This is a genomic window from Candidatus Neomarinimicrobiota bacterium (assembly GCA_034716895.1).
Classification (GTDB): Bacteria; Fidelibacterota; UBA8477; order UBA8477; family JABMPR01; genus JABMPR01.
Genome location: JAYEKW010000242.1, coordinates 1 through 24,393, shown reverse-complemented (window position 1 = coordinate 24,393; position 24,393 = coordinate 1). Strand labels below are relative to the sequence as shown.

Genomic DNA, 24,393 nt, shown 5'->3' with positions numbered 1-24,393 from the left:
CCTTCGCGATAAAAGTATCTGAAGCGGTTAATGTTGATCGCGATCAGCTGTTGCCTCAAACATTCTCCCTCGATCAAAACTATCCCAATCCATTTAATCCAGCTACCACAATAGGCTTTGGAGTACCTGAAGTCAGTCATGTCAAGGTTAACGTTTATAATTTACGGAATCAAATAGTTCGGACCCTGGTGGATCAGAATTTATTTCAGGGTTATCATCAGGTGGAATGGAATAGCCTGGATGACCAAGGAAAACCCATGGCCTCAGGCACTTACCTGGTGGTTTTGGAAAGTGGTAACTACCGCGAAGTCCATAAAATATTGATGTTGAAGTAACTGGAACTGCATGGTTGAGGGCCAACCCTCCCCCCTGAACAGGTACTCTTATTTTGAGTTCAGAAGGGGGAATACATACATCTGATCAATTATCTACTTTGCCATAAATTCACATAATGGCATGACATTTCTCCCCCTCGGGGGAGATGCCCGCAGGGCAGTGGGGGGACTCTGGCATGGCAAAGATCCCAGCATTCGACAGGCTCAACCTCCAATCACTCAGCAGCAGGTCCCCGAGTGATTCTGGCGCTTTTGCCAGAATCGTACCGAGGGGCCGGCCCCCCAAAAAACCCACGTGACAAAAATCACTTCTAATTCCAAAACTAAATAGAGACAAAATAATACATGAATAACAGTTGACACTAGCATGTTACAAATTAACATACATGACAAAATATATCCTATATACAGTTACACTACGCTGTAACCAGAGATGCTAGGGGATGAGAAAAGAATGTTGTTTCACAGTCACCATTAAGTAGGGAGCTTAAAAATGAAACGTTTATCCACACTGATTTTTCTAATTACTATTGTGAGTCAAACAATCCTGGCCCAGACCATCGCAGTCCAGGGCGTTCTACGTGACCCTGCCGGCCGGACAGTTGTTGATGGCAGCCATACCGTTGTTTTTAAGCTTTATGATGCCGAAACTGGTGGATCAGAACTCTGGTCAGAATCTCATGGCTCAGTTACCACCTCCCACGGTGTCTTCTCAGAAAAACTGGGAGAGAGTAGCTCAATGGCTTCTCTGAGTTTTACAGAACAATACTGGTTGGGGATCAGGGTTGATGATGGTACTGAGATCTCTCAACGCCTGCCACTCCAGAGTTCCCCCGCTGCAAATGCGGTAACAGGTTCAAGCAATATTTTCCCTTCAACTGGGAATGTGGGAATTGGTACTACTGACCCCCAAGCCATGTTTGAACTGAATGGTGCGCTTCCTTACATCAATTTTGAAGACACCGACGGTGGTAGCTCCTGGCTCATGGGTAATTATGGGACAGATCGCTTCCTGATTTCAGAGAATGGAACGGATGCACGACTTGTTGTCCAAGAAGGTGGTAATGTTGGGATTGGTACTACAGACCCTACTGCATCATTACATGTGGTTGGAACAGCCCGTGTGGAGGGCGTTGTTTCTGTTACCGATAGATTTCGCATGATGCGGGAGGGTGCCAACTATCTCGAATACAACAATGCCCATTCATTTCATATTCGGTCGGCAACAGCAGATGATAATGAACACGTAAATAAAATGACCTTAACAGCAGCTGGTGATGTTGGGATTGGAACAGATGCACCGAGTGAACTTTTAGATGTAGCCGGTAATCTCAAAATTTCAAACGGCGGCGTGCTCATTTTTCAAGATGGAACTTCATTGGCTTCTGCCGAACTTGGTGGCTCAGCTGCCTCAGTTGCTAATTCTGCCAGCGCGATCATCACAGCAGACAGCGATGAAGATGGCACAGGAGATATACAGTTTAAAACGGGCGTGAGTACGGATATGGTGATTACCAATGCCGGTGATGTAGGTGTCAATAGTAGCGCTCCGGATGCAAAATTATCAATTGATTCTGATGAAGATGGATCACTCTTAAATGTTCACTCAAGACACGCATCAGATTCGAAGATATTTGAAGTAGAGCAGGTAAGCACTGATGGTCGGGTAAGTGTCAGAACGGGTGGTGGAACTACCATCACCCAGTTAAGTGGCTATTCTGGAGCACCCTCATATTTTATGTCGAAGGTGGGTATTGGTGTCTCTGTTCCAGCATATCAATTGGAAGTGGATGGACCAGGTGTCCAACGCATTGTGGTTCGCTCTGATGATGACCAGGCTGGGATAGAATTTGAATCTGATGGAACGGGTAGAAACCTCATCTACTCTCCTGATGGTTCTGATGACTTACAATTTTGGAGTACTGCCTCTGGGGACCACATGAGATTGACCGCCACTGGTTATCTAGGTATCGGTACCACTTCACCCTCTTCCATGCTCCATGTAGTCGGTGCCTCATATTTTGAGGATCGTTTAAGGCTCATGCGAACTGCCGGCGACAACTATATAGATTTTTATAGCGGCCGTAACTTGCATTTTAGATCGATTGGGACTGATGATTCTGATGGGAACACTCGGGTCACAATTGGAACTAATGGCTTTCTGGGTATAGGTACAACTACTCCTGATTATCCTCTTCATATATTAGCCTCTCAACCCTATCTGAAATTTACTGATACAGATGGCGGGAGCGAGTGGAGCATGGGGAACTATGGAGGAAATCGCTTCCTCATCCAGGAGGGGAGTTCAGACCGTTTAGTGATACAGGAAGGTGGCAATGTAGGTATTAATAATAACGCTCCAGATGCAAAATTATCAATTGATTCTGATGGAGATGGATCACTCTTAAATGTTCACTCAAGCCACGCATCAGATTCGAAGATATTTGAAGTTGAAGAGTCTGGCAGTGATGGTCTGGTGAGTATCAGAACTGGTAGTGGAACTACTGTCACCCAGTTAAGTGGCTACTCGGGTACACCTAGTTATTTCAAAAGTCGAGTGGGGATTGGAACCACAGCTCCCAATGCTGATCTAGAGTTGATCAGTGCAGGCGAACCTATATTTAGGATGGGGCAAAATACTAATTCAGTCTGGGATGTTAGGGTCAATACAGCTTTCCGCAAAATTAAATATAATGGCAGTACGGTTTTTGAATTTCATTCGAACGGGAACGCCTGGATGGCTGGCTCTTTAGGACAAAATAGTGATCGACGTTTGAAAAGAAATATTAACACAGTTGTCAATGCGCTGAACAAGGTTATGAGCATGCGTGGTGTAAGCTACAACTGGAATCAGGTTCACCCCAATGGGCTCACGCCGGATACTCGCTTGCACTATGGCTTTGTAGCTCAGGAAATGGAAGATGTTTTACCTGAAATTGTGGTAGATAACACAAATGGCTATAAAACCATCAGCTACTCTGAAGTCTCATCCGTCCTGGTTGAAGCCATCAAGGAACAACAAAGCCAGATCGAATCCCAGCAAGCCACCATCCAAGCATTGATGGATAGACTTGCCCAAGTTGAAGCAAGCCTGGAAAACAATAACCGTTAACAGATCTTTACATTATCAAAACTAGTGAACTTGAGAAAGTATTGAACCACGCATGAGAAAAATAGCAACAGCAGTAAAAACAATGGCTAACAGTAATATTTATTGCCGTTCCCTCTTTCAACTCTCTGCGAGAGGCGCTTTTCCAAGATCACTAGAACGGTTAACTGATTTTAGTTTTCGTCTTCAATCTGAGGTAAATGTATGAAAAATAGATTTTTAATATCAATTGCTACTGTGCTTATGTTTGGTGCTGGTTTGTTACCATCATCAACACTCCTGGCGCAGTATGAGTGTGAGCCTGAGTGGTCAGTCTATGATTTCAGCACCGTCAATGGCTTCGCTGAGGGTCAATCAAACACAAATAAGTCAAGTTTCAACGTGCTCAATTCAGCCGTGGGAACAACCGACCTATACGTCAACGAAACCAGTCCCGGCTGGGGTTTCTGGACCTACTATGAGACCGAACCCTTTCCTCCACGCGTAACCGCCACTGATGGTGATCACGATGACCGTATCGAAGTCACCTGGGAAATTACGGATGATGACCAGGGCTCACCGGTAACAGGGTCCTTGGCCAGTTTATATCGCAATGGAACCTTATTAACCACCGTCCCCGTTGAGCAGACCGCTTATCAGGATTACAATGTCTTTCCTGGTGAATTCTATGAATATGAAGTGGTCATCGACAACGATTATGGGAATAGCTATACCGAGGGAGACGTAGGTTTTCTAAATCCCAATGGTCTCATTTTAGGTAAAGTACGCACACCAAATCTTGTACCTGTTCCCGATGTAGAGGTTCGTCTCACCCCGAATCTGGGTCGCGCTCTTGAATTTGACGGTACATCAGATTTTGTAGTATTTGATTCCTTAACCACCCTGCCAATTGACAGCCAATACACGGTTGAAGGCTGGTTCCGAGCGTTTCCTGATGCATCAATCCAAACTTTTATCTCCCTGACAGATATTGGAGCCAGAGCCGGGGATCAGTACGTCTGGGTTGGTTTAAATGCCTCAGGACAGGTCAGTTACACTCACAGTGCTATAGCCGGCGCAGCTAGCCCGGCAGAATTACATACCATCGATTCGTTTAATGACCTGGAGTGGCACCATTTCGCAGCGACCCACTCATCTGAAGCAATGATGCTCTACGTAGATGGCAATCTCATCGATTCCATGCCGGAAATGAATCCTATCCTCAGTTCTGCCAATATTGGCATGGGTAAATTTACCCCCCAGGATAATTCCGGCTACCTCCATGGTCGCCTGGACGATATCCGCTTCTGGGATGTTGCCAGAGAACGGGAAGACATCCGTTTGAATGACCAGCGCACCATGAATGGTGAAGAAGCTGGACTTGTGGCTTACTGGAAATTTGATGAAGTACTGGGAACCAAAATATTTGACCTGACCACTAACAATATTGATGGTGTCATCTGTAGCGTTTCCCGGACCGACCAAAAAGCACCGGTTTGGGTCAGTGGACTGACTGATGCCGATGGAAACTATGCCATTCGTGGTATCTATTACGGTGCAGGAACAACCTTTGATGTGACCCCTGTTAAAGAAACCCCTATTGGTCGGGCACTCTTACTTGATGGCGTGGATGATTTTCTTCAGTTTGATTTCAAACGTCTGGATTTTTCTCAGGGTTATACCATTGAAGGCTGGTTTAAAACGGCTGGGGGACAGGATCAAACCCTGTTCTCAGCAGTTGATCCAGCCGATGGTGTTGTAAAAACACAGCTTCAAATGTTGGCTGATGGAACGATTCAGTTGACCCACAACGCTTCAGTTTCATTTGATCTTGCCAGTGCTACATCATACCATGATGAAATCTGGCACCACGTTGCCGCCACCCATGATGGTGTGGATGTAACCCTTTATGTGGATGCCGTTGCAGTTGCTACCACTCAGGAAGCAAGTTTCATCACAGAAGAACTTGAATTTGTGCTTGGCCGAGCAGCCCCTGATGTGAGTTCTGCCTATTATATAGGTATGCTTGATGAGTTTAGAGTCTGGGACTATGGTCGCATTGACACTCAGGTTTCCGGGACCATGATGCAAACTTTAGTTGGGGATGAATCGGGTCTACAAGCTTATTGGAATCTAAATGAAGGTAATGGTGAGATCATTGAGGATCTTACGAGTAATAATAATGGTGGTGTCCTCATGCATCCTCAGGACGAATCCTGGATCGAGGATATCCCCCTCAACGAATATTTTACCCATATCTTTGATATTGAGAGTCGTCAAGCCATCCTGAATCCCAGTAACACAGCTGTTGATCGGGTCGATTTTACAGATGTTTCACAAATTGCCATCAGTGGATTTGTGCGCTTTGAAAATACCGATTGTTTTGCTGCTGGTGTGGAAATCCTGGTAGATGGTGAACCCAATTTTCCACCGATTATGACAGATGCAACCGGTAAATATATCGCTGAGTTTGAACCTGGCCGCACAGGCGCTATCCTAACACCCCTCCTGAATGATCATACTTTTGTACCGCCATTTATTGAGTTACCAACGATTAATAAGCCCATAACAGGTATCACCTTTTATGATCAGAAAACCTTTGATCTATCGGGTAAAGTCGTGGGTGGTAGTTGTGAATTTCCCATCACGCCTTCACAGGGAGAAATTGTTGTAACTATTTCCAGTATTAGCGGATGTCTTGAGATGACAGTAGTTCCAGATGCAAATACGGGTGAGTTCCTGGTAGAAGATCTACCTCCCCAGATATATAACATATCAGTTGATCACCCCAATCCTGCTATTGATGCATTCTTTACGGGTGATACCATTTCCCTTGAGAATGGAAATGCCAGTAAAACCTTCATTTATAAAGCCTCACCCGAGGTCTTGGTGTCTGGTTTTCCAACCAATGACTGTGGATTAATTATAATGGAGGAGTTGGTCGATGTCACGGTTGATATCCAAGTTTTTGAATCCTATTTCAGCAGCGGTGATACCAATACATGTCCAGTTGATTCAGGTAGTTTACTCATTGTTGATGAGATGGGGGATGCTGGTAACACAGATATTAACTTTATGGATGGCTTTGCAACTTATACGATTCCAGGTGGAGGTTATCCCAATATCCTTGGTGGTGGTGAACACCCCTATCAAAAGAGCTTACAGGTAATTGCCACTAACTCTGAAACCAACGAGAGTGTCAGTACGGTAGATTGGGCCTATGTGTTGGGGAATCGTCCCCGTGAAAGTGTATTCACCACAGCCACACCTGAAATTCCCCTTTTAATTCTCAGGGATCCACCTGGGGGTGAGAGCTACTCGTACATTTCACAGGAAACCTCATCCTCATATAGTTTTAGTATGGGTATGAATCGTGGATCTGGAGCTGAAGTATTTGCCGGTGTTCATATGGGTGTAGATGTGATTGTTTCAGCAGGAGCATGGGGAATCCCCGATGTTATTGTAGAAACTACCATGGATATGACTGCCACAATGGGAATTAATATCAATTCCGGAAGTTATCATGAGCAGACCTGGACTGTTTCCTCATCAGAGACATTCCAAACTTCTGATGATGCTGCAGTAGTGGGCGAAGGGGGAGACGTCTTTATAGGAGGCGCCATGAATATTGCTTATGGTGTCACTGACATTCTGGAGATAGGCGAGGATTGTGTCCCGTTTATTTCTCAGGATATTATCATGGCACCCATTGGGTTTGAAACGACCTATATCTATAGTGAGAGCCATATTCTTGGAGCAGTGATTCCCTCATTATGGACCATTGGTGATACAGCCTCAGCGCAAATGTGGCAGCAAGTTGTCGATCGCAACAATGACTTAAAATCAGCAGCAATATTCAAACACAACTATTCCTTTGATGGTGCAACCGGAGCTTTTGAATTCTCAGAAACTGATGAAACTACTTCAAGCTTGACCCTCGATTTTGAAATGGAAATTAGTGCTGAAGTTGCTCTTGAAGTTGGTGCTGAAGTGAATGGTGTTGGGATATCAGGTGGTGTGAAAGTCTCAACCCAAACTACCATGGGTGAAAGCCAAACAACTGAAACCACGAATACAAACACAGTTGGTTACGTTTTGTCTGATGGTGACGTCGGTGATTTCTTTAGTGTGGATGTGCTTTGGGATGGCGTCTACGGAACCCCAGTGTTCAAAACAGTAAGCGGTGCTAGTAGTTGCCCCTGGGAGCCCAATACAGCTCCTCGAGAAGGTGTTCAATTGGGAAGTGATGGAACCCTTGCTATTAATATCCCACCAGATGAACCTGCTGTATTCTCACTTCTCCTTGGAAATACCAGTCAGACCGAAGAAGATGGCGACTATGCAATTGTAATTTCACAGGAAACAAATCCCTACGGTGCTGTATTTGCCATAAACGGGATCACTTTTGCTGATCAATTCCCCATCTTTCTGGAATACGGTTTACAAACACCAGTAACCCTCACAATAGACCGAGGACCTGAAGAGTATGTCTATACCGATATGGAAGTGCAGCTCGTATCCTTGTGCGATGATCAAATAACTGATGCGCTAAGTTTCTCTGTGGAGTATTCAGTACCCTGTAGCGAAGTCAATATCGCCGTACCAGAAGACAATTGGCTGGTCATTGGCGGCGATGAAGACAGCCTCTGGGTCACCCTGAATGGATATGACAACACAGATGGCAACCTGACCCATATCGAGTTGCAGTACCGACCCGTTCTGGCTGCCGCAGCCTTATCAGGACCCATGAATGAAAATATGATTACCCCTGATGGTGCATTGCGCATGGGACCATACTACCCTGGCCCTGTATCATCCGTGCATGGTCAAATTGAGATGAGTACCGAAACGCTTGCTGTAGATTCCGCCCTGCGTGGCGGATTGCCAGGCAGCCAACCCGAGATCCGAACCCTGAGCCTGTCCAAGGGGGAGGAGATAGTGGATGATCATTCAGGTGAAATAATCCTGGTAGATGATGAAAACCGCGAAAACGACTGGTTCATTGCAGCCAGTATTCCCATTGACAGTCTTACCCAGGACTTCTACCTGATCCCCTGGAATATCAGCCCGGATATCATCCTGGATGGTGCCTACGAGATCAGAGCTTCCGCAGTTTGTGAAGCCGGACTCGTACCTGGTAGATCTGAGATCCTTACGGGTATTATTGACCGCACCGGTCCGCTGGTTGTGGGTGCTCCAACTCCAGTCGATGGTATCCTGGGACCAGATGATCAGATTCTGGTAACCCTCAATGAGTCAATCGATTGTGGTAATATCAATATTGGTGCTGGTGATATTTTACTTTTCAATACAGTAACTGGCAATCCAGTTGATTTTACCTATACCTGTGGTGATAATGTCATCAGTATTGAACCCAATATTCAGAATCATTTCATCGAGAATCAGACCTTGAGAGCCGAGATCCATAACCTGACTGATATCTATGGAAATGAGCGAATCGAATCAATCGAATGGGAATTCTATGTGAATCGTAATCCCATCGAATGGGTCGGTACCGATATCTCAAATATCGTGATCTATGATGATGAAACCTTTATGACAACCCGGCAACTGGTGAACAATGGCGGTAGCAACCGTGCTTTTGATATCACCAATATCCCCGCCTGGATGGATGTCTCTCCCCTGGAAGGCATTCTCACACCAGGTAGCATGCAGACCATCACCTTCGAGTTGAGCGATCAGCCCGGCGCCGGTGAGTATGTTCAGCATATTTATGCCAGTGGAACCATGGGTGATGAGCCTATGCCCATAGATATTCGCGTACTTTGCTATGAACCTTATTGGGAGGTCACTGCTGAAAGTTTCCAATACAGTATGAATCTGATTGCTACCCTCTCCACAGATGGTGAGTTATCAGCTGATGAGTTTGACCGTGTCGGTGTCTTTGTTGGAGACGAACTCAGAGGCGTTGCCAGTGTGGAATATATTCCTGAATTGGCTGAACTCGGTGGTCCTCATCCATACGAAGTCTTTCTCACAGTATACAGTAATGAAATTCAAGGTGAAGCCCTGTCCATGCGCGTTTGGGATGCTACAGAGTGTACAGAGTTAGGTATGGTAGAAGAAGCGTATGTCTTCGAAGCCAATACCATTCTCGGTTCTCCCACATCTCCAGCCAGTATCACGGCTACCAGTCAGGTGATTCAGTCCTTGGATTATCCTGTGGGTTGGACCTGGTTCTCACTTAACCTGCAGAATGACGATATGTCTGTAAATGAGGTATTGGGCAATCTGAATGCTTCCTCTGGTGATCTTGTGAAGAGTCAGACCAGCTTTAACCAGTACGTCGATGATTTTGGCTGGGTTGGAACACTGGATACCCTGAACAATCGTTCGATGTATCAGATTCGCCTGTCACAAGCAGACACCCTGGAAATGGTAGGCTATGCTGTTAATGTCGAGCTGGATACCATCGAAGTAGCCAGCGGTTGGAACTGGGTCAGCTATATGCCCCAAGGTGGTTTGGATGTCAATCTAGCCCTGCAATCACTGGATGCTATTTCCGGAGATGTAATCAAGAGTCAGTTCACCTTTGCCATGTTTGTGGAAGGTCTGGGATGGGTTGGTTCACTCCACTTTATGAATCCTCAATTGGGTTACCTCCTGTATTCTTACAATGGTGGTGATCTGGTTTATCCTGAACTTCAGGATGATGATCCACCGCTGTTAGCTAAGGGTGTCCAGGGTACGAAAACTCAGGGCGAGTTGCTTCTGGTAGAAGATGCTCCTGAGTGGAATGTTGATGCCCACCTGTTTGAGTACAACCTGACCATGACAGCTAGTATTGATCAAAGTCTGATTGAAGATGCTGACTCCACTGATATGATCGCTGCTTTTGTTGGTGATGAATGTCGCGGTATCAGTCAACCTGTCTTTATTGAAGCCCTGGATCAATACATGGTCTTTCTCATGGTCTATGGAAATGAAAATGGGGAAGCAGTCAGTTTCAGATACTATGATGCCAGCGAGGATTTTATCTGGTCCATGGAAGAATCAGTTGATTTTGAAGCCAACCTGATGCTGGGCACTGTAGATGAACCATTCGCTCTAACTTTACACCCTCTTGGCATTGGAGATGCGGGATACATCCCTGACACTTACAGCTTAAGTCAGAATTATCCCAATCCATTTAACCCTGTAACAACCATGGGCTTTGGATTACCCGAGGATGGACATGTCAGTATCCGTATCTACAATCTCCGGGGACAGGAGATTCGTACCCTGGTAAATAAAGATATGCAGGCGGGTTATAACTTTGTGGAATGGAACAGTCTTGATGAAACAGGACGACCCATGACATCAGGTATCTACCTCGTTGTTATGCAATCCGGCAACTTCCGTGAAGTGAAGAAGATGTTGATGTTAAAATAAAAGGACACTGAGCCTGCCGAAATTCCGGTCCTGATCAAGGAACCCGGTTTCGGCAGGCTCAACCTCCAGCTATCACACGACAACCGAATAGTTGATGCTGGCACGACTATTGAACAATCAAAGGCGTGAGCGGATTACCAGTCATATTCTTACTTTCTTTCGTCATATCCTTGCACGCGGAAAAACAAGCAGACAAAATCAATCCTGAAGCCATGCTGGATTCCATAATCATTATGAAAGAATCCCAACCGGATGATGCTCTGCGGAAAGCTTTTTATATACTGGTAGAATTTGCCAAAGCAGATTTACCGGATAGTATTATTGCCGAAACTCATCTTGAAATAGCAAGCATTCTTAATAAACAAGGACTGCAAGTACAATCCATGGAATATTATATAAGTGCTCTTGACTATTATAATAATGCCGGGCGTATTCTGGAAACAGGGTGGTTTTATAATGATATTGGGAATATTTATTTTCAGCAGGGAATGTATGGCAAGGCACAACAACATTATCAAAAAGCCCGTGAGATATTTATTGAAAGGGAAGAGCTGTACCCGGAAGCGACCATTGTTAACAATCTTGCTCTTATTGCCATAGAAAAAGATGATTTTAATAAGGCAATGATTCTTTTTAATGAAGCTCTGGAATTACGAGTACGATATGGGAAACAACCTTACCTCATTGCACATTCATATAACTATATAGGTGGTTTGTATCTCCGAATGGGACAGATGAAAGCAGCAATGGCGTATTATCAAAAAGTAATTGATATTGGGATTACGGAAGGTGCGGGAAATTCCAGAGGTTTGTCGCTTCAGGCTATGGGAGATATTTATTTTAAGATGGATGAGCAACAGACAGCTATTGAACATTTTCGGCTGGCGGAGGAGAGTTTCATCTCTGATTACAACCCAAAATATCTTGCAGAATTGTACATCCGGCTGGCGGAGATATATGAAACGGAAGGCGTGGCGGATTCTGCTGAAAAATATCTCAACAAAGCGCTTCCAATTGTAGAACAACATAGGTTTGTCAAACTAAATATTACGGTGTTAAATCAACTCATCGAATTGAATGAAGATTTGGGGAAGCAGGAAAAAATATTATCGTATTATGAGCAACTCAACCACGCGATCCAGTCGCGATATAAAACTGAACTTCGCCATTCCCTTGAACAGGTGGAAATACAGCTGGAACTTTCCATGCATAAACAGAAATTGGGGGAAAAAGAAACCCAGCTGAACACGACAAAGCAACAGCGTAATTTTGCAATAATTACCGGATTTTTACTCTTCTTACTTATATGGATGTTATACCGACGATACGAACAAAATAAGAAGCTAACAGAGAAAGAGAGACAAATTGCCAGTGATAAGCAGAAAGCGATCAGCGAACAGTTAGATTTAAAAAAGAAAGAGCTGGTTAATAAAGCGATGTGTTTGGTCCAAAAGAATGATCTTATTTCAAATGTCAATCATGAGATACATTATTTATATGATATTTTAGATGCTAAAAAGGAAGACCATCTATTTAATAGTCTATATTCATTGACCGATTCTACACTACATTCCGAAGAAGATTGGATCAGTTTTGAAGAACAATTTTCAACAATATTTCCTTCGTTTTTTGGAAAGCTATCCAAAGAATATCCCATGCTGAAAGCAAAAGATATTAAATTTTGTGCGTATTTAAAATTGGATATGAGCACGAATGATATTGCAAAACTTATGGGGATATCTATCCGAAGTGTTGAAAGCCGACGATACCGTCTTCGAAAAAAAATGAAATTGACAAAAGGAAATAATCTTTCACATTTGATAAAAGATATGTAATCTACAATTTCTGTTTATCTACGCGTTGTGCATATTAATTGGTATAATCCCAATTCTAAATCCAAACAGTCTATGTATCGCAAGCCTGTCACCCTGAGCTTGTCGAAGGGTCTACTCTGTTTCAGTCAAAATAGTATAGACCGAATGGACATTCATTTGGTATAATTTCCTCATAACCTAAATAAAGTATTCCTTTTTCTCTCCATATCTTCGCTAATCAGTCTTGACGTGAAGCTTACCACAAAAACAAAATGCGTAGTAAATGCAGTAGCAAAAAACACCTGTAATAAGGATACATTACAGATGTTATGATAAAAGTAAATCGAAAAAAAGATACCGCCATACAGAGTCACTTCCCTTGTTTCACCGACGATGAAGTAACGATTTGCAAGGAAATACGCCGTGGATTTTCCGCAGAAAGTATTGCAAAAAGACTAAACATGACAATCAGAACCGTAGAAACCCGAAAAAGAAAAATCCGGGAGAAAATGGGTTTGAAAAAGGAAGAAACAATCATAACAGCTCTATATTTATTAGAAATAAATCATCAATAAACAGGAGATACAATAATGATCTCAAATACAATTAAACCACTTTTAATTATTATTTTGCTGGCCAGCACCGTCTTTGCACAAACCTTTTCCGTTCAGGGAGTCTTGCGTGACCCCCAGGGCAATACCCTGGATGAAGGTCATTACGACATCACCCTAAAGTTGTATGAACAAGCCGAAGGCACGGATGCCATTTGGGAGGAAGTCCAAACGGATATTCATGTTTTGCACGGTGTCTTTGATTTAGATGTTGGTTCCGTTACCCCTTTAACGGGTATTTCATTTACAGCGACCTATTATCTCGGGCTTACCATTGAATACGACCCGGAAATGGTACCCAGATTTGAACTCTTGAAGGCTCCCTCGGCATTGTCTGTGGGTGGTGCGGAAAATATGGTTCCATCTCTTGGAAATATCGGCATTGGCACAACTGATCCCCAAGCCGGATTACATATTGTAACGTATGAATCTGACGACAACTTGATTAAGGTTGAAAGCGAAAGCGGTAAAGGAATAAAAGTAGATTCTTTTGGTGATTTATATTTGGAAGGCGGTGCCGTCATCAAATTTGCTGATGGAACTGAATTGTCCAGTTCTATTCTTGACGAACCAGCGACGGCTCTTAAATCCAATGGTGATGTAACCTTTAGGACAGATGCAGACATGGATGGGAACGGGCGTTTGGAATTTATTATTCATGATTCATTACAGCTAAAAATTAGCGAAGATGATGGTGTCTCTACCTCCGGGGTTACGATTGGCGGTTCTTATCCTGGAACAATGGTTATGTTTGCCGGCATTACCCCACCGGATGGCTGGTTACTATGCGACGGGACTGAATACAACACCGCAGAATATCCTATGTTATACAATATGATTGGAGCAACTTACGGATCTGGTGCAGGTACTTTTATGGTACCAGACATGCGAGGCAAAGGAGACATGGGCTACGATGCCGCCAATGTTAAATTTGATGCATTAGGCGAAACCGGCGGGGAAGAAACCCACACCCTAACAGTAGATGAAATGCCGGAACACAGTCATTATTCTCCAGCACAAGGTGAATCAACAAATTACTTGGGTGAACATAATCATACTGATGATAACCCTCAGAACGATTATTATTTTTTTCATGTGTGGGGGGAACAAGCAGAATTCTCCAGTGGTGAAGCTCCTTTTTCGTATATAGAAGATAATATGGTCAATTCAGATGATAGCTGGGCTAATCATACTTATACTTCTACTGCACCAAATCATTCGCATACCTTAAGTTTTCCCACCCAAACCACCGACTCAAAAGGTGGTGATACCGGTTATAATATTATGCATTCTTATCTTACGATGAATTACATCATTAAATACTAGTCAATTATGAATTATGAATTATGAATTATGAATTACGAATTACGAATTACGAATTATGAGAACAATTACGAATTGAGAATTACGAATGAAAAACAAAAAACAATTACGAATTGAGAATTACGAATTATCGAATCAATTACGAATTATGAATTACAAATTGGATAAGAGATGAAGAAGGATAATGTAGTTCAACAGAAATCGTATTCCTTTGCGTTGCGAATTATCAAATTGTATAAATATCTGACTGAAGAGAAACGGGAATTTGTAATATCAAAACAGATTTTACGCAGTGGAACTTCTATTGGAGCCAATGTTGAAGAGTCGCTGGGTGGTTCGTCAGACAAGGATTTTATCCATAAATTGACAATTGCATACAAAGAGGCAAGAGAAACTCGTTATTGGTTACGATTGCTTCGAGAGTCTGAATATTTAACACCTGAAATGTCGGATTCAATTCTTGATGAGTGTGATGAACTATTGAAAATCATTGGGAGTATTCAATCAACAATGAAGAAGAAAACGAGAAGAATTACGAATTAGGAATCAATTACGAATTAGGAATTACGAATTACGAATTACGAATTGAAAACAAAAACCAATTATGGAATCAATTACGAATTACGAATTAAGAATGAAAAACAAAAACTTATTAAGAATTAAGAATTATCGAAGCAAAGCGGAGATCCCGATGCGGAACGTTTCGGGACGAATCAAAAAACAAAAAAAATCAATTACAAATTACGAATTACGAATTATTGAATCAAAATTCGTAATTCGTAATTGAAAATTCGTAATTGATTAGAGTGGAGAAATAGCCATGATAAATAGAAAAATAAAATTAATGACATTCATGATGGTGTTGATATCCCTTATCAGTGCGCAAACCATCAGTGTGCAGGGGGTCTTGCGTGATCCCTTGGGGAAAACCGTAGAAGACGGCTATTACAATCTTACACTCAAATTATATGAGGAATTAGCAGGTGGTATTGAAATTTGGCAGGAAAGTCAAAGTAGCGTTTATACCATACATGGTGTATTCAGCCTTGATTTGGGTTCGGTAAATTCTCTGAATAATGTTCCCTTTAATACGACCTACTATCTGGGTATTTCGGTTGATGGAGATCCTGAAATGGACCCTCGCTTAAAACTATTGAAAGTTCCCTCAGCCCTGTCTGTGGTGGGAACACAGAATATAATCCCATCGAGTGGGAATGCCGGCATCGGCACCATGAATCCCCAGGCCGGTCTGCATATTGTTGCGGATGGAGCAGGAGATGACCTATTGAAGATTGAAAATGAAGCGGGTAAAACTATAAGGGTAGATCCATCAGGTAATTTGTATCTGGAAAGTGGCGGTGTTCTCAAATTTGAAGACGGCAGCCAATTGAATAGTGCCGATTTTGGCGGAACAGTTGCAAGTGTGGTAACAGATGGTGATGCCATAATTACAGCAGATGAAGACGGAAATGGATCCGGTAGAATAAAATTTTATTCCGGGGATTCCTTGCAAATGGTCATTGACCATAGTGGCGTTTCCGTTGCAGGCAAAACGAATTTTGGCTTTCCCACAGGTACAACCATTATGTTTACAGGTGCTGTGGCGCCATCCGGCTGGTTACTATGTGACGGAAATGAATACAGCACCATAGAATATGCCGATCTTTTTGCCGTGATTGATATTTTATATGGTGCAGGGTTTGGAACATTTAAAGTCCCGGATATGAGAAGCCGACATATTATGGGGTATGACGAAACAAATGCACACTTTAATGAAGTAGGGAAAACCGGAGGGGAAGAAACCCATTCATTGATAGAAAGTGAATTGCCCAATCACAATCATTCAGTAGATATGTCAACAGCACAAGTTGCTGCGAGTGGATCCCATAGACATACATCGTATGCACGAAATATGTATACTTGGGAAGTATCTGCTAATCATCCAGGGAACATGCAGAGCTTACCCTATGTACACTCCACCTTACAAGATATTCAGTTTCCGTATGCTGGTGATCATCGGCACGATGTAGATTTTTCTCCATGGGATACTGATCCCAAAGGTGGTGATGCTACCCATAATATTTTACATCCCTATGCTACGGTGAATTACATAATCAAATACTAATTTATTGAATTAATTAAAAGTGGAGAAATAGCCATGATAAATAGAAAAATAAAATTAATGACATTCATGATGGTGTTGATATCCGTTATCAGTGCTCAAACTATCAGCGTTCAAGGTGTCCTGCGTGATCCTTTAGGCAAAACGGTGGAAGACGATACCTACCCTCTCACACTCAAATTATATGAACAAGCTGTTGAAGGAACTCCAGTATGGGAAGAAGCCATCGGTGAAGTGCAAATACGCCACGGTGTATTCAATCTTGAGTTGGGCACCGTAAGCCCACTGGATATTCCTTTTAACACCACCTATTATTTAGGGATTACAGTAGGAACAGACCCTGAAATTGAGCCGCGGATGAAATTAATGAAAGCCCCGGCTGCTATGTCTATGAGCGGGCTACACAATGTAATTCCGTCCCATGGAAATATGGGTGTGGGCACAAGCAACCCCCAAGCCGGACTGCATATTGTACCCAATGAAGCCGGTACTGACCTTTTAAAAGTAGATGGCAGTGGTGGCGGAGTTAGCGTAGATGCAGCTGGAGATTTTAACATAGAAAGCGGAGGTGCCATAAAATTTGCAGATAACAGTCGATTGGTATCCGGTGATTTCAACGGAATTGCCAGCCATGTCAGGTCGGATGCTGATGCCGCTGTTATAGTGGATGCCGATGGTGACGGAGTTGGCTCGGTGAAATTCTATGTTGGCGATTCATTAAAAATGGAAATTAATGCAGAAGGTGTGGTTATTTCCGGTGCAACTGCTTTGGGTGCCTTCCCCGGCTCGATGTTAATGTTTACCAACGACTTCCTACCTACCGGTTGGTTGCTCTGCGACGGCAGCGAATACTCCACCTCCGAATATACCGATCTATACGAAATTATCGGCACAAGCTATGGCTCCGGTGTCGGGACATTCAAAGTTCCTGATATGCGGAGCAGAGGTGTTAAAGGATTTAATAGCTCCATTACAGCGTTTGATACGCTTGGAGAAAGGGGCGGAACAGAAACACATACATTAACTGAAGATGAAATGCCAAGTCATCTACACACTGTGGACCCACCTTCAATATATTCTTCTTATGGAGGGTCCCATACTCATACTATGGTTGGAAAAACATTCAAAAAACATAGTGATTTGAACAGTACTGGTCCGTGGCCTGATGAGGATGTTAACACCCGTGGTTTTGAAAGTGAACATAGTTTTTTTCATGGTGAGGGGGGACATGCCCACTCTGTGACCCTACCAGCTCAAGATACGGGTTTGACAGGTGCTGATTCAACCCACAATATTTTACATCCGTATATGGCGGTGAATTACATAATCAAATATTAATTACGAATTAGGAATTATGAATTGTGAATTACGAATTATGAGTTATGAATTATCGCAGTGCAGCGGAGATCCCGATGTGGAACGTATCGGATCGAAGAAGAATCTCAAGCATTATTCACCTCAAAAAGACATCAATATTTCAGGTAAGAAGTACAAATGGTGAAGCGGGAAAATTTGAAAGCAATAATTAACCAAGAGGTTTAGTATGAAACACACGCACATAACCATAGCGATATCGTTATCACTCTGCTTGTTCGCAGGTTCCAGTATATTTGCTCAAGGAAGGTGTGAACCGACCTATAACATTCCCCAAGCGGTAAGAACATATTCGCCTGTGGAATCGGTGCAGAGTAATAATTATAGCGCAATGTTGACTGTAGGACAGTCCTTTATAAGTTCGGCGACTGATTATTACAACCACAGTATCGCCATGGGTTATTGGGCACCCTATTTGGCAGAACCGCGTCCGCCTGTAGTGCAAGCATCAGATGGTGATTATCAGGATGTGGTTGTGGTAGAATGGTTTGTAGAAGGTGACCGTACGGGCCCCCCCGTTACCAGCGATATGGTTACCATTTTTCGAAACGATTATGTGTTGACACAAACGCCTTTAAGCCAAACGCAATATTTGGATTACAATGTATTTCCCGGTGAATACTATACCTATGGCATTACGACAAGTAATGATATGGGTGAGAGCCATCGCTCAGATAATGTTGGCTATTTAAATGCCAATGGTGTGATTACCGGTTCAGTAGCAACACCCAGTGGGAATCCTGTAATTGACACCAAAATCAAGCTGATTCCGAACATGGGAAGATCGGCAAAATTCAACGGAAATAATTATATCTATTACTTTGATGAAAGCACATCCGCCAACCGGCTTTTTGGCGGGCTTGCCGGCGATTACAGTATCGAAACGTGGTTCCGTTCTGTGCATACGGAGCAGCAAACAATTTTTGCGGCGGTGGATTCTGCCACGGCAAACCATTATGTATTAATCGAACTCACCGAAGCAGGCAAGGTCCGCTGGCAGCATAGTGCTGTGGCGGGTGGAGACGGCACGGAATTGGTATCGGTAGATCCTTATACCCAAACGGGAGATGAATCCGATTGGCATCATTTGGCTCTTGTTTACGATAGCGGAGATATGACCATGTATATTGATGGGGCGCTTATCAGGCACACCATCGGTGGAGATGCCATTAATGATAATGCAGAAATTATTTTGGGTAAACGCAGTCCAATTTCTCCCCATTTATATTTGACCGGTCGTTTGGATGATTTTCGTATCTGGAGCACTCCGCGGGCATGGGCAGACATCCGTAAATATATGGATTTGACCTTATCCGGCGAAGAATACGGATTGGCAGCCTATTGGAAATTTGATGAAGCCGAAGGTGAAACCATTTTTGATATGACAGACGGTGATATTGACGGAAACATCTGCGGGATTGAACACGATGCCTTAACGGCACCCGTTTTTGTTGGTGCACTGACGGATACGACGGGAAATTATATCATCCGCGGGATTTACTACGGAAGCGGAACGGTCTTTGCCGCCTCACCGTCCAAAGAAACCTCCATCGGACGTTCCATTATTTTTGACGGTGAAGATGATTACGTCAGTTTTCAGGCGCAGCGCGTAGATGTAACCACAAACTACACTATGGAAGGGTGGTTTAAAACTGTGGCGCAAACGGAGCAAACCATGTTTGCTGCTGTAGATCCCAGCGATGGTAATCATAGATTTTCTATAGGGTTGACTGAAAACGGTGAGGTTGAATTTCGTCATTTTGAGTCAAGCATCATTTCATCGGAAAGTTATAACAATGAATTATGGCATCATTATGCAGTAAGTTTTGACGGTTCTAACGCTTCTCTTATTTTATATGTAGATGGCGAGAACGAAGGTGAAATTTCTTCTGACGTCGTTATCCCCAACCACTCAGAAATTGTTATTGGCAGGGAAGCACCTGATTTATCGGCAAATTATTTCGACGGATGGTTAGATGAGTTCCGTCTTTGGGATTTAACTCGTACGGCGGAACAAGTTACCGGTACGATGAACCAATCGTTGGAAAGTGATAATTACGGCTTAGCAAATTATTGGCGGATGAACGACGGTGTGGATGTTTTAGTAACCGATGCGACGGAAAATTTTGTTACTGGAACCATCCAGGGTAGTGAGGGAGTATGGACCGAAGATATTCCGCTTAATGAGGTCTATCATCACTTCTATGAACCGGAGAGTCGTAATGTAACGCTGAATAATTCCAACACATCCGTTGATTTTGTTAACTTTACTGATGAATCGCTAATCCCCATAAGCGGGTATGTCCGTTATGAGAATACGGCTTGTTTCCAGGAAGGCGTGGAAATACTATTGAATGGCGAATCATTCATTCCACCGATTCGGACTGATTCGGATGGAAAATTCATCTTTGAACTTGAACCGGGAAGTCGCAATAATATTCTTACCCCTGTATTTGAGGATCATGAATTTTTACCGCCGTTGATTGAATTACCGATGATTGTGCAGCCAATCGCCGGCATATTCTTTGACGATAAAACGACATACAAAGTGGATGGTTATGTGGCGGGTGGATCGTGCAAATTTCCCATTACGCCAAGTCAGGGACAGATTACGGTAACATTTTCCGCCGTGAATGGGTGCATAGAACGGACCGTAATCCCGAACGAAGAAACAGGAATGTACGAATCCACGGATTTACCGCCCTTGGTTTATAATCTCACAGTGAATCATCCTGACCCGAACATTAATGAATTTTTTGTGGGAGATACGATTTCTTTGGCAGACAGCGATCGTGAAAGAGATTTTATCTATCGTGCACCGCCCATGGTAGAGTTTATTGAGCTACCTGAATCTGAATATGAGTCGGAAGATTTTCCACTCATACTCAAGCAGCGGGAAATTTATCAGGCTGCTTTTGAAGTCTATGAACCTTATGGTGAGAATCGTTGTATGATTCAATCGTTTGATATGGAAGTATTTGATAATATATCGGATACAAGCTATGCTGTACAGTTGGAAGGAGAAGGAGTACCTCATATTCAGTTTACAGGCAAAGCAGTGAATTTATTGTCTGGCGGAGAACATCCGTACCAGAATAATTTACAAATTGTCGTGATGGATTCACTTGGACGATCCGCCACCACCAATCTATGGGCTTTTATTGAAGGAGACCAGACGATACCCGGTGTTAACTTTTCTACAACAACCTCAAAAATGCCGTGGTATGTGCTTCGGGTACCTCCAGGTGATGGTAGTACTACTTATATGACATCGGATCAGACTATCTGTTATACGACAAGCACATCAAATTCCATTGAACACGCAGGACATATGAATAATACTCTGCACTTAGGAACTGACCAACAAATTGTAACTACTGCTGGCCTTGGTGTTCAGGTAGGTATAATTACAGAGATCGGGGTTAAATTTGATATTGGCGCTAATTTCTCATGGAGTGCAACAGCCACGAATGTTAATGAAACTTGTAATTGCTTGACCACATCGGAGACTTATTCAACATCCGGTGATGGGATAACCGGTGATGATGCCACCGTATTTATCGGAGGCGGCCATACCGTTGATATGGGACTGGCACATTATCTATGGTATGACTCAACAGATGCCACCGTAAAAATAGATACGGTAATTACGGTAAATACTACCGGTGTAACCTCTACCTATATGCACAGTAAATATTATGTCGAAAATGTTCTGATGCCGGATTTATGGGAGATATACATCATTAATGATGATGAAGATGCCTTGGCGAATTACAATTACTGGCAGGGGATTCTTGATCAGGATTCAATCGCCATCGCAAACGCAATTCCTAATGCCGGTTTAATGGTGGGCGCCGATGGGGAAGCCAGCAGTAATATCTCCTTCGATGCGGGAGCCAGTCTTGAGTATAGCTATTCAACTGAAGTTAGCAATTCCATTAGTAACACAGTTTCGTTTACAAATGCACAAGAGTTTTTCATGGAGACCGGCTTCGATATAATGGGTGCCGGTTGGGATTTGAATGTTGGATATGCCAGAACATCTACCGCAGAAGTAACTGAAACAACGGATGCAACCTTGTCCAGAACCATCGGATTTGTTTTGGATGATGACGACCCCGGAGATGGATTTGCCTTTACAGTAAAAAGCGACCCTTACTGGGGAATGCCGGTATTTGACCTCATCGGTGGCCAATCAAGCTGCCCGTGGGAAGCAGGAACAGTAAAGCGTCAGTTAGCCTCCATATCTTCAACGGAGAATTTAATTGTGGATGTTCCTCCGGATGAACCGGCTCTGTTTACTCTTTTGTTAGGAAATTCCAGTGAGACTGGTGAACCTCAAACCTATGGTTTATCGGTGTTGAGTGAAACAAACCCTGATGGAGCGTTTCTAGCCGCTTCCGGAGCTGGGTTAGCCGGAGGAGTTGATTATGAGATTGAAGCCGGCACTCAAATTGAAGTAACTGCATCTGTTTATCGCGGTTCGGATGAATATAACTATGATGGAATCACACTCCAGTTTGCCCCGCCCTGCGAAGATGAAATTGCCGGAGCATTTGGATCAGGTACCGAACCACAAAATACTTCATTTATAGAACTATCCGTTCATTTCCAGGAGCCATGTTCGGAGTCGAATATAGCATCACCAGAGGATGGCTGGCTGCTAGACAGTTCACATGATAGTGATACACTGTGGGTTACGGTAGATGGATACACCTTCCCGCCGGATTCTTTCACAACGAATATTGATTTACAATATCGTTCAGCAGCCGGCGGTGATTGGTTTACAGCGTATTCGGTTTCTACAGATACTCTCATAGATGATTTTGTGCTCATGCCGTTTAACATTAGTCCTTCGATCATTATTGATGGGGAGTATGAACTTCGGTCACAAGCCCAGTGTACGGGAGGAAAATATCCAGGCACATCGTTAGTGTCGAGGGGTTTAATAGACCGATCCCCACCCATGGTATTGGGGCTACCGGAACCGGTGGATGGTATTTTAGGTCCGGATGATCTAATCCGTGTTACACTGAATGAAGATGTAGCATGTGGAGAGATCAGCCCGGGAGCTGGGGATATTATGCTGTTTAATACAGAGACAGGAAACCCCATGGATTACACCTACACCTGCGGATATAACATGATAACCTTTGAACCGAATGTTCAGAACACGTTCATTGAGAATCAGATCTTTCGTGCAGAGATCCATAATTTGCAGGATAGTTACGGGAATACGCGGGCTACGGATGAACCGATTGTCTGGGAGTTTTATGTAAACCGTAATCCAATTGAATGGACCGGGACGAATATTGATAATGTGGTGATGTATGTGGATGAAGAATATTCCACCACCCGGCAGCTTGAGAATAATGGTGGAAGCAACCGAAGTTGGACAATGATTGGCGGACGTGAAGGTGCTATCGCCAGCGGTGAACCGCTTGATTTACCTGCGTGGCTCAACATAACACCCACCGAAGGCACATTAACTCCGGGGTCTTCTCAAGATATTTCAATATCACTTGTGGAAGGATTGAATTTCGGTGAACACTCCACGACGCTCTACGCCGCCGGAACCATGGGCGATGAGCCACTGATTGTGGATATTCGTAAATTGTGCTACGAACCGCAATGGGCTGTGGATGCGACGGATTTTCAGTATTCAATGAATATTACGGCCAATCTCCTCACCGACGGTGAACTGTCAGACGATGTCTATGACCAAATCGGTGTCTTTGTCGGAGATGAATTGCGTGGTGTTGCTGAGCTTATCTACATGGAAGGCCTGGCAGATATGCCCAATATTCACCCCTACGAATTATTCCTCACCCCATATAGCAATATGAGCAGTGGTGAAGAACTCTCGTTCCGGGTTTGGGATGCATCAGAATGTCGGGAATTGGGTTGGATCGAAGAATACTACACCTTCGAAGCCAATGCAGTATACGGAACACCGACCAACCCTGAGACCATTTCAGCTACCAGTAAGATCATTTCTAATATGGCTTTTTCCGATGGTTGGAACTGGATATCTATGAACCTCTTCGAAGAGGATATGTCCTTGAATTCCGTGACTCAGTTCATGAATCTCACTGGCAATGATCTGATTAAAGACCAAACCTCATTCTCCATGTATGTGGATGGATTTGACTGGGTCGGCACGCTGGATACAATCAGGAATGAAAGTATGTATCAGCTAAAAATTGCTGAATCAGATACACTTATGTTTGTCGGGTACGAAGTTGACCCTGAACTGGATACAATCGCTGTATCAAGCGGTTGGAACTGGATCGGTTATTTACCTCAAGTCAGCTATCCAGTTGATTATGCCCTG

At 43.5% G+C, this 24,393-nt stretch carries 10 protein-coding genes; all 10 read left to right on the top strand.

Going from position 1 to position 24,393, the window contains the following annotated elements; all coding sequences use genetic code 11:
- Window positions 1-335, top strand: a 335-nt coding sequence (locus tag U9Q77_13385) for a FlgD immunoglobulin-like domain containing protein (GenBank protein ID MEA3288349.1), incomplete at its 5' end; no start/stop codon positions are given.
- 493 nt (window positions 336-828) lie between these two features.
- Window positions 829-3,447 carry a tail fiber domain-containing protein gene (locus U9Q77_13380; GenBank protein ID MEA3288348.1) on the top strand — a complete coding sequence of 873 codons (2,619 nt, stop codon included), beginning with the start codon at window positions 829-831 and terminating at the stop codon, window positions 3,445-3,447.
- A gap of 201 nt (window positions 3,448-3,648) precedes the next feature.
- On the top strand, window positions 3,649-10,815 hold the full coding sequence (locus U9Q77_13375; protein MEA3288347.1) for a LamG-like jellyroll fold domain-containing protein: 7,167 nt from the start codon (window positions 3,649-3,651) through the stop codon (window positions 10,813-10,815).
- Window positions 10,816-10,940: 125 nt separating this feature from the next.
- Complete coding sequence (locus U9Q77_13370; protein ID MEA3288346.1) at window positions 10,941-12,650, top strand: tetratricopeptide repeat protein; 1,710 nt, start codon at window positions 10,941-10,943, stop codon at window positions 12,648-12,650.
- Between the two features lie 308 nt (window positions 12,651-12,958).
- The gene (locus tag U9Q77_13365; GenBank protein MEA3288345.1) at window positions 12,959-13,204 is read left to right on the top strand and encodes a LuxR C-terminal-related transcriptional regulator; all 246 of its coding nucleotides are present in this window, start codon (window positions 12,959-12,961) and stop codon (window positions 13,202-13,204) included.
- Between the two features lie 15 nt (window positions 13,205-13,219).
- Window positions 13,220-14,566: a tail fiber protein gene (locus tag U9Q77_13360; GenBank protein ID MEA3288344.1), complete on the top strand. Its 1,347-nt coding sequence runs from the start codon at window positions 13,220-13,222 to the stop codon at window positions 14,564-14,566.
- Window positions 14,567-14,734: 168 nt separating this feature from the next.
- Window positions 14,735-15,106, top strand: a complete 372-nt coding sequence (locus U9Q77_13355; GenBank protein ID MEA3288343.1) for a four helix bundle protein — start codon at window positions 14,735-14,737, stop codon at window positions 15,104-15,106.
- A gap of 277 nt (window positions 15,107-15,383) precedes the next feature.
- Window positions 15,384-16,688 carry a tail fiber protein gene (locus U9Q77_13350; protein ID MEA3288342.1) on the top strand — a complete coding sequence of 435 codons (1,305 nt, stop codon included), beginning with the start codon at window positions 15,384-15,386 and terminating at the stop codon, window positions 16,686-16,688.
- A 33-nt stretch (window positions 16,689-16,721) separates the two neighbouring features.
- Window positions 16,722-18,023, top strand: coding sequence for a tail fiber protein (locus U9Q77_13345; GenBank protein MEA3288341.1), 1,302 nt, complete (start codon window positions 16,722-16,724; stop codon window positions 18,021-18,023).
- A gap of 367 nt (window positions 18,024-18,390) precedes the next feature.
- Window positions 18,391-24,393, top strand: a 6,003-nt coding sequence (locus tag U9Q77_13340) for a LamG domain-containing protein (GenBank protein MEA3288340.1), incomplete at its 3' end; no start/stop codon positions are given.

What these genes read in the sequence shown, in the direction of transcription:
- U9Q77_13375 (MEA3288347.1), top strand. Translation starts at nt 3,649, where the DNA reads ATGAAAAATAGATTTTTAATATCAATTGCTACTGTGCTTATGTTTGGT.
- U9Q77_13345 (MEA3288341.1), top strand. Translation starts at nt 16,722, where the DNA reads ATGATAAATAGAAAAATAAAATTAATGACATTCATGATGGTGTTGATA.
- U9Q77_13360 (MEA3288344.1), top strand. Translation starts at nt 13,220, where the DNA reads ATGATCTCAAATACAATTAAACCACTTTTAATTATTATTTTGCTGGCC.
- U9Q77_13380 (MEA3288348.1), top strand. Translation starts at nt 829, where the DNA reads ATGAAACGTTTATCCACACTGATTTTTCTAATTACTATTGTGAGTCAA.
- U9Q77_13350 (MEA3288342.1), top strand. Translation starts at nt 15,384, where the DNA reads ATGATAAATAGAAAAATAAAATTAATGACATTCATGATGGTGTTGATA.
- U9Q77_13355 (MEA3288343.1), top strand. Translation starts at nt 14,735, where the DNA reads ATGAAGAAGGATAATGTAGTTCAACAGAAATCGTATTCCTTTGCGTTG.
- U9Q77_13365 (MEA3288345.1), top strand. Translation starts at nt 12,959, where the DNA reads ATGATAAAAGTAAATCGAAAAAAAGATACCGCCATACAGAGTCACTTC.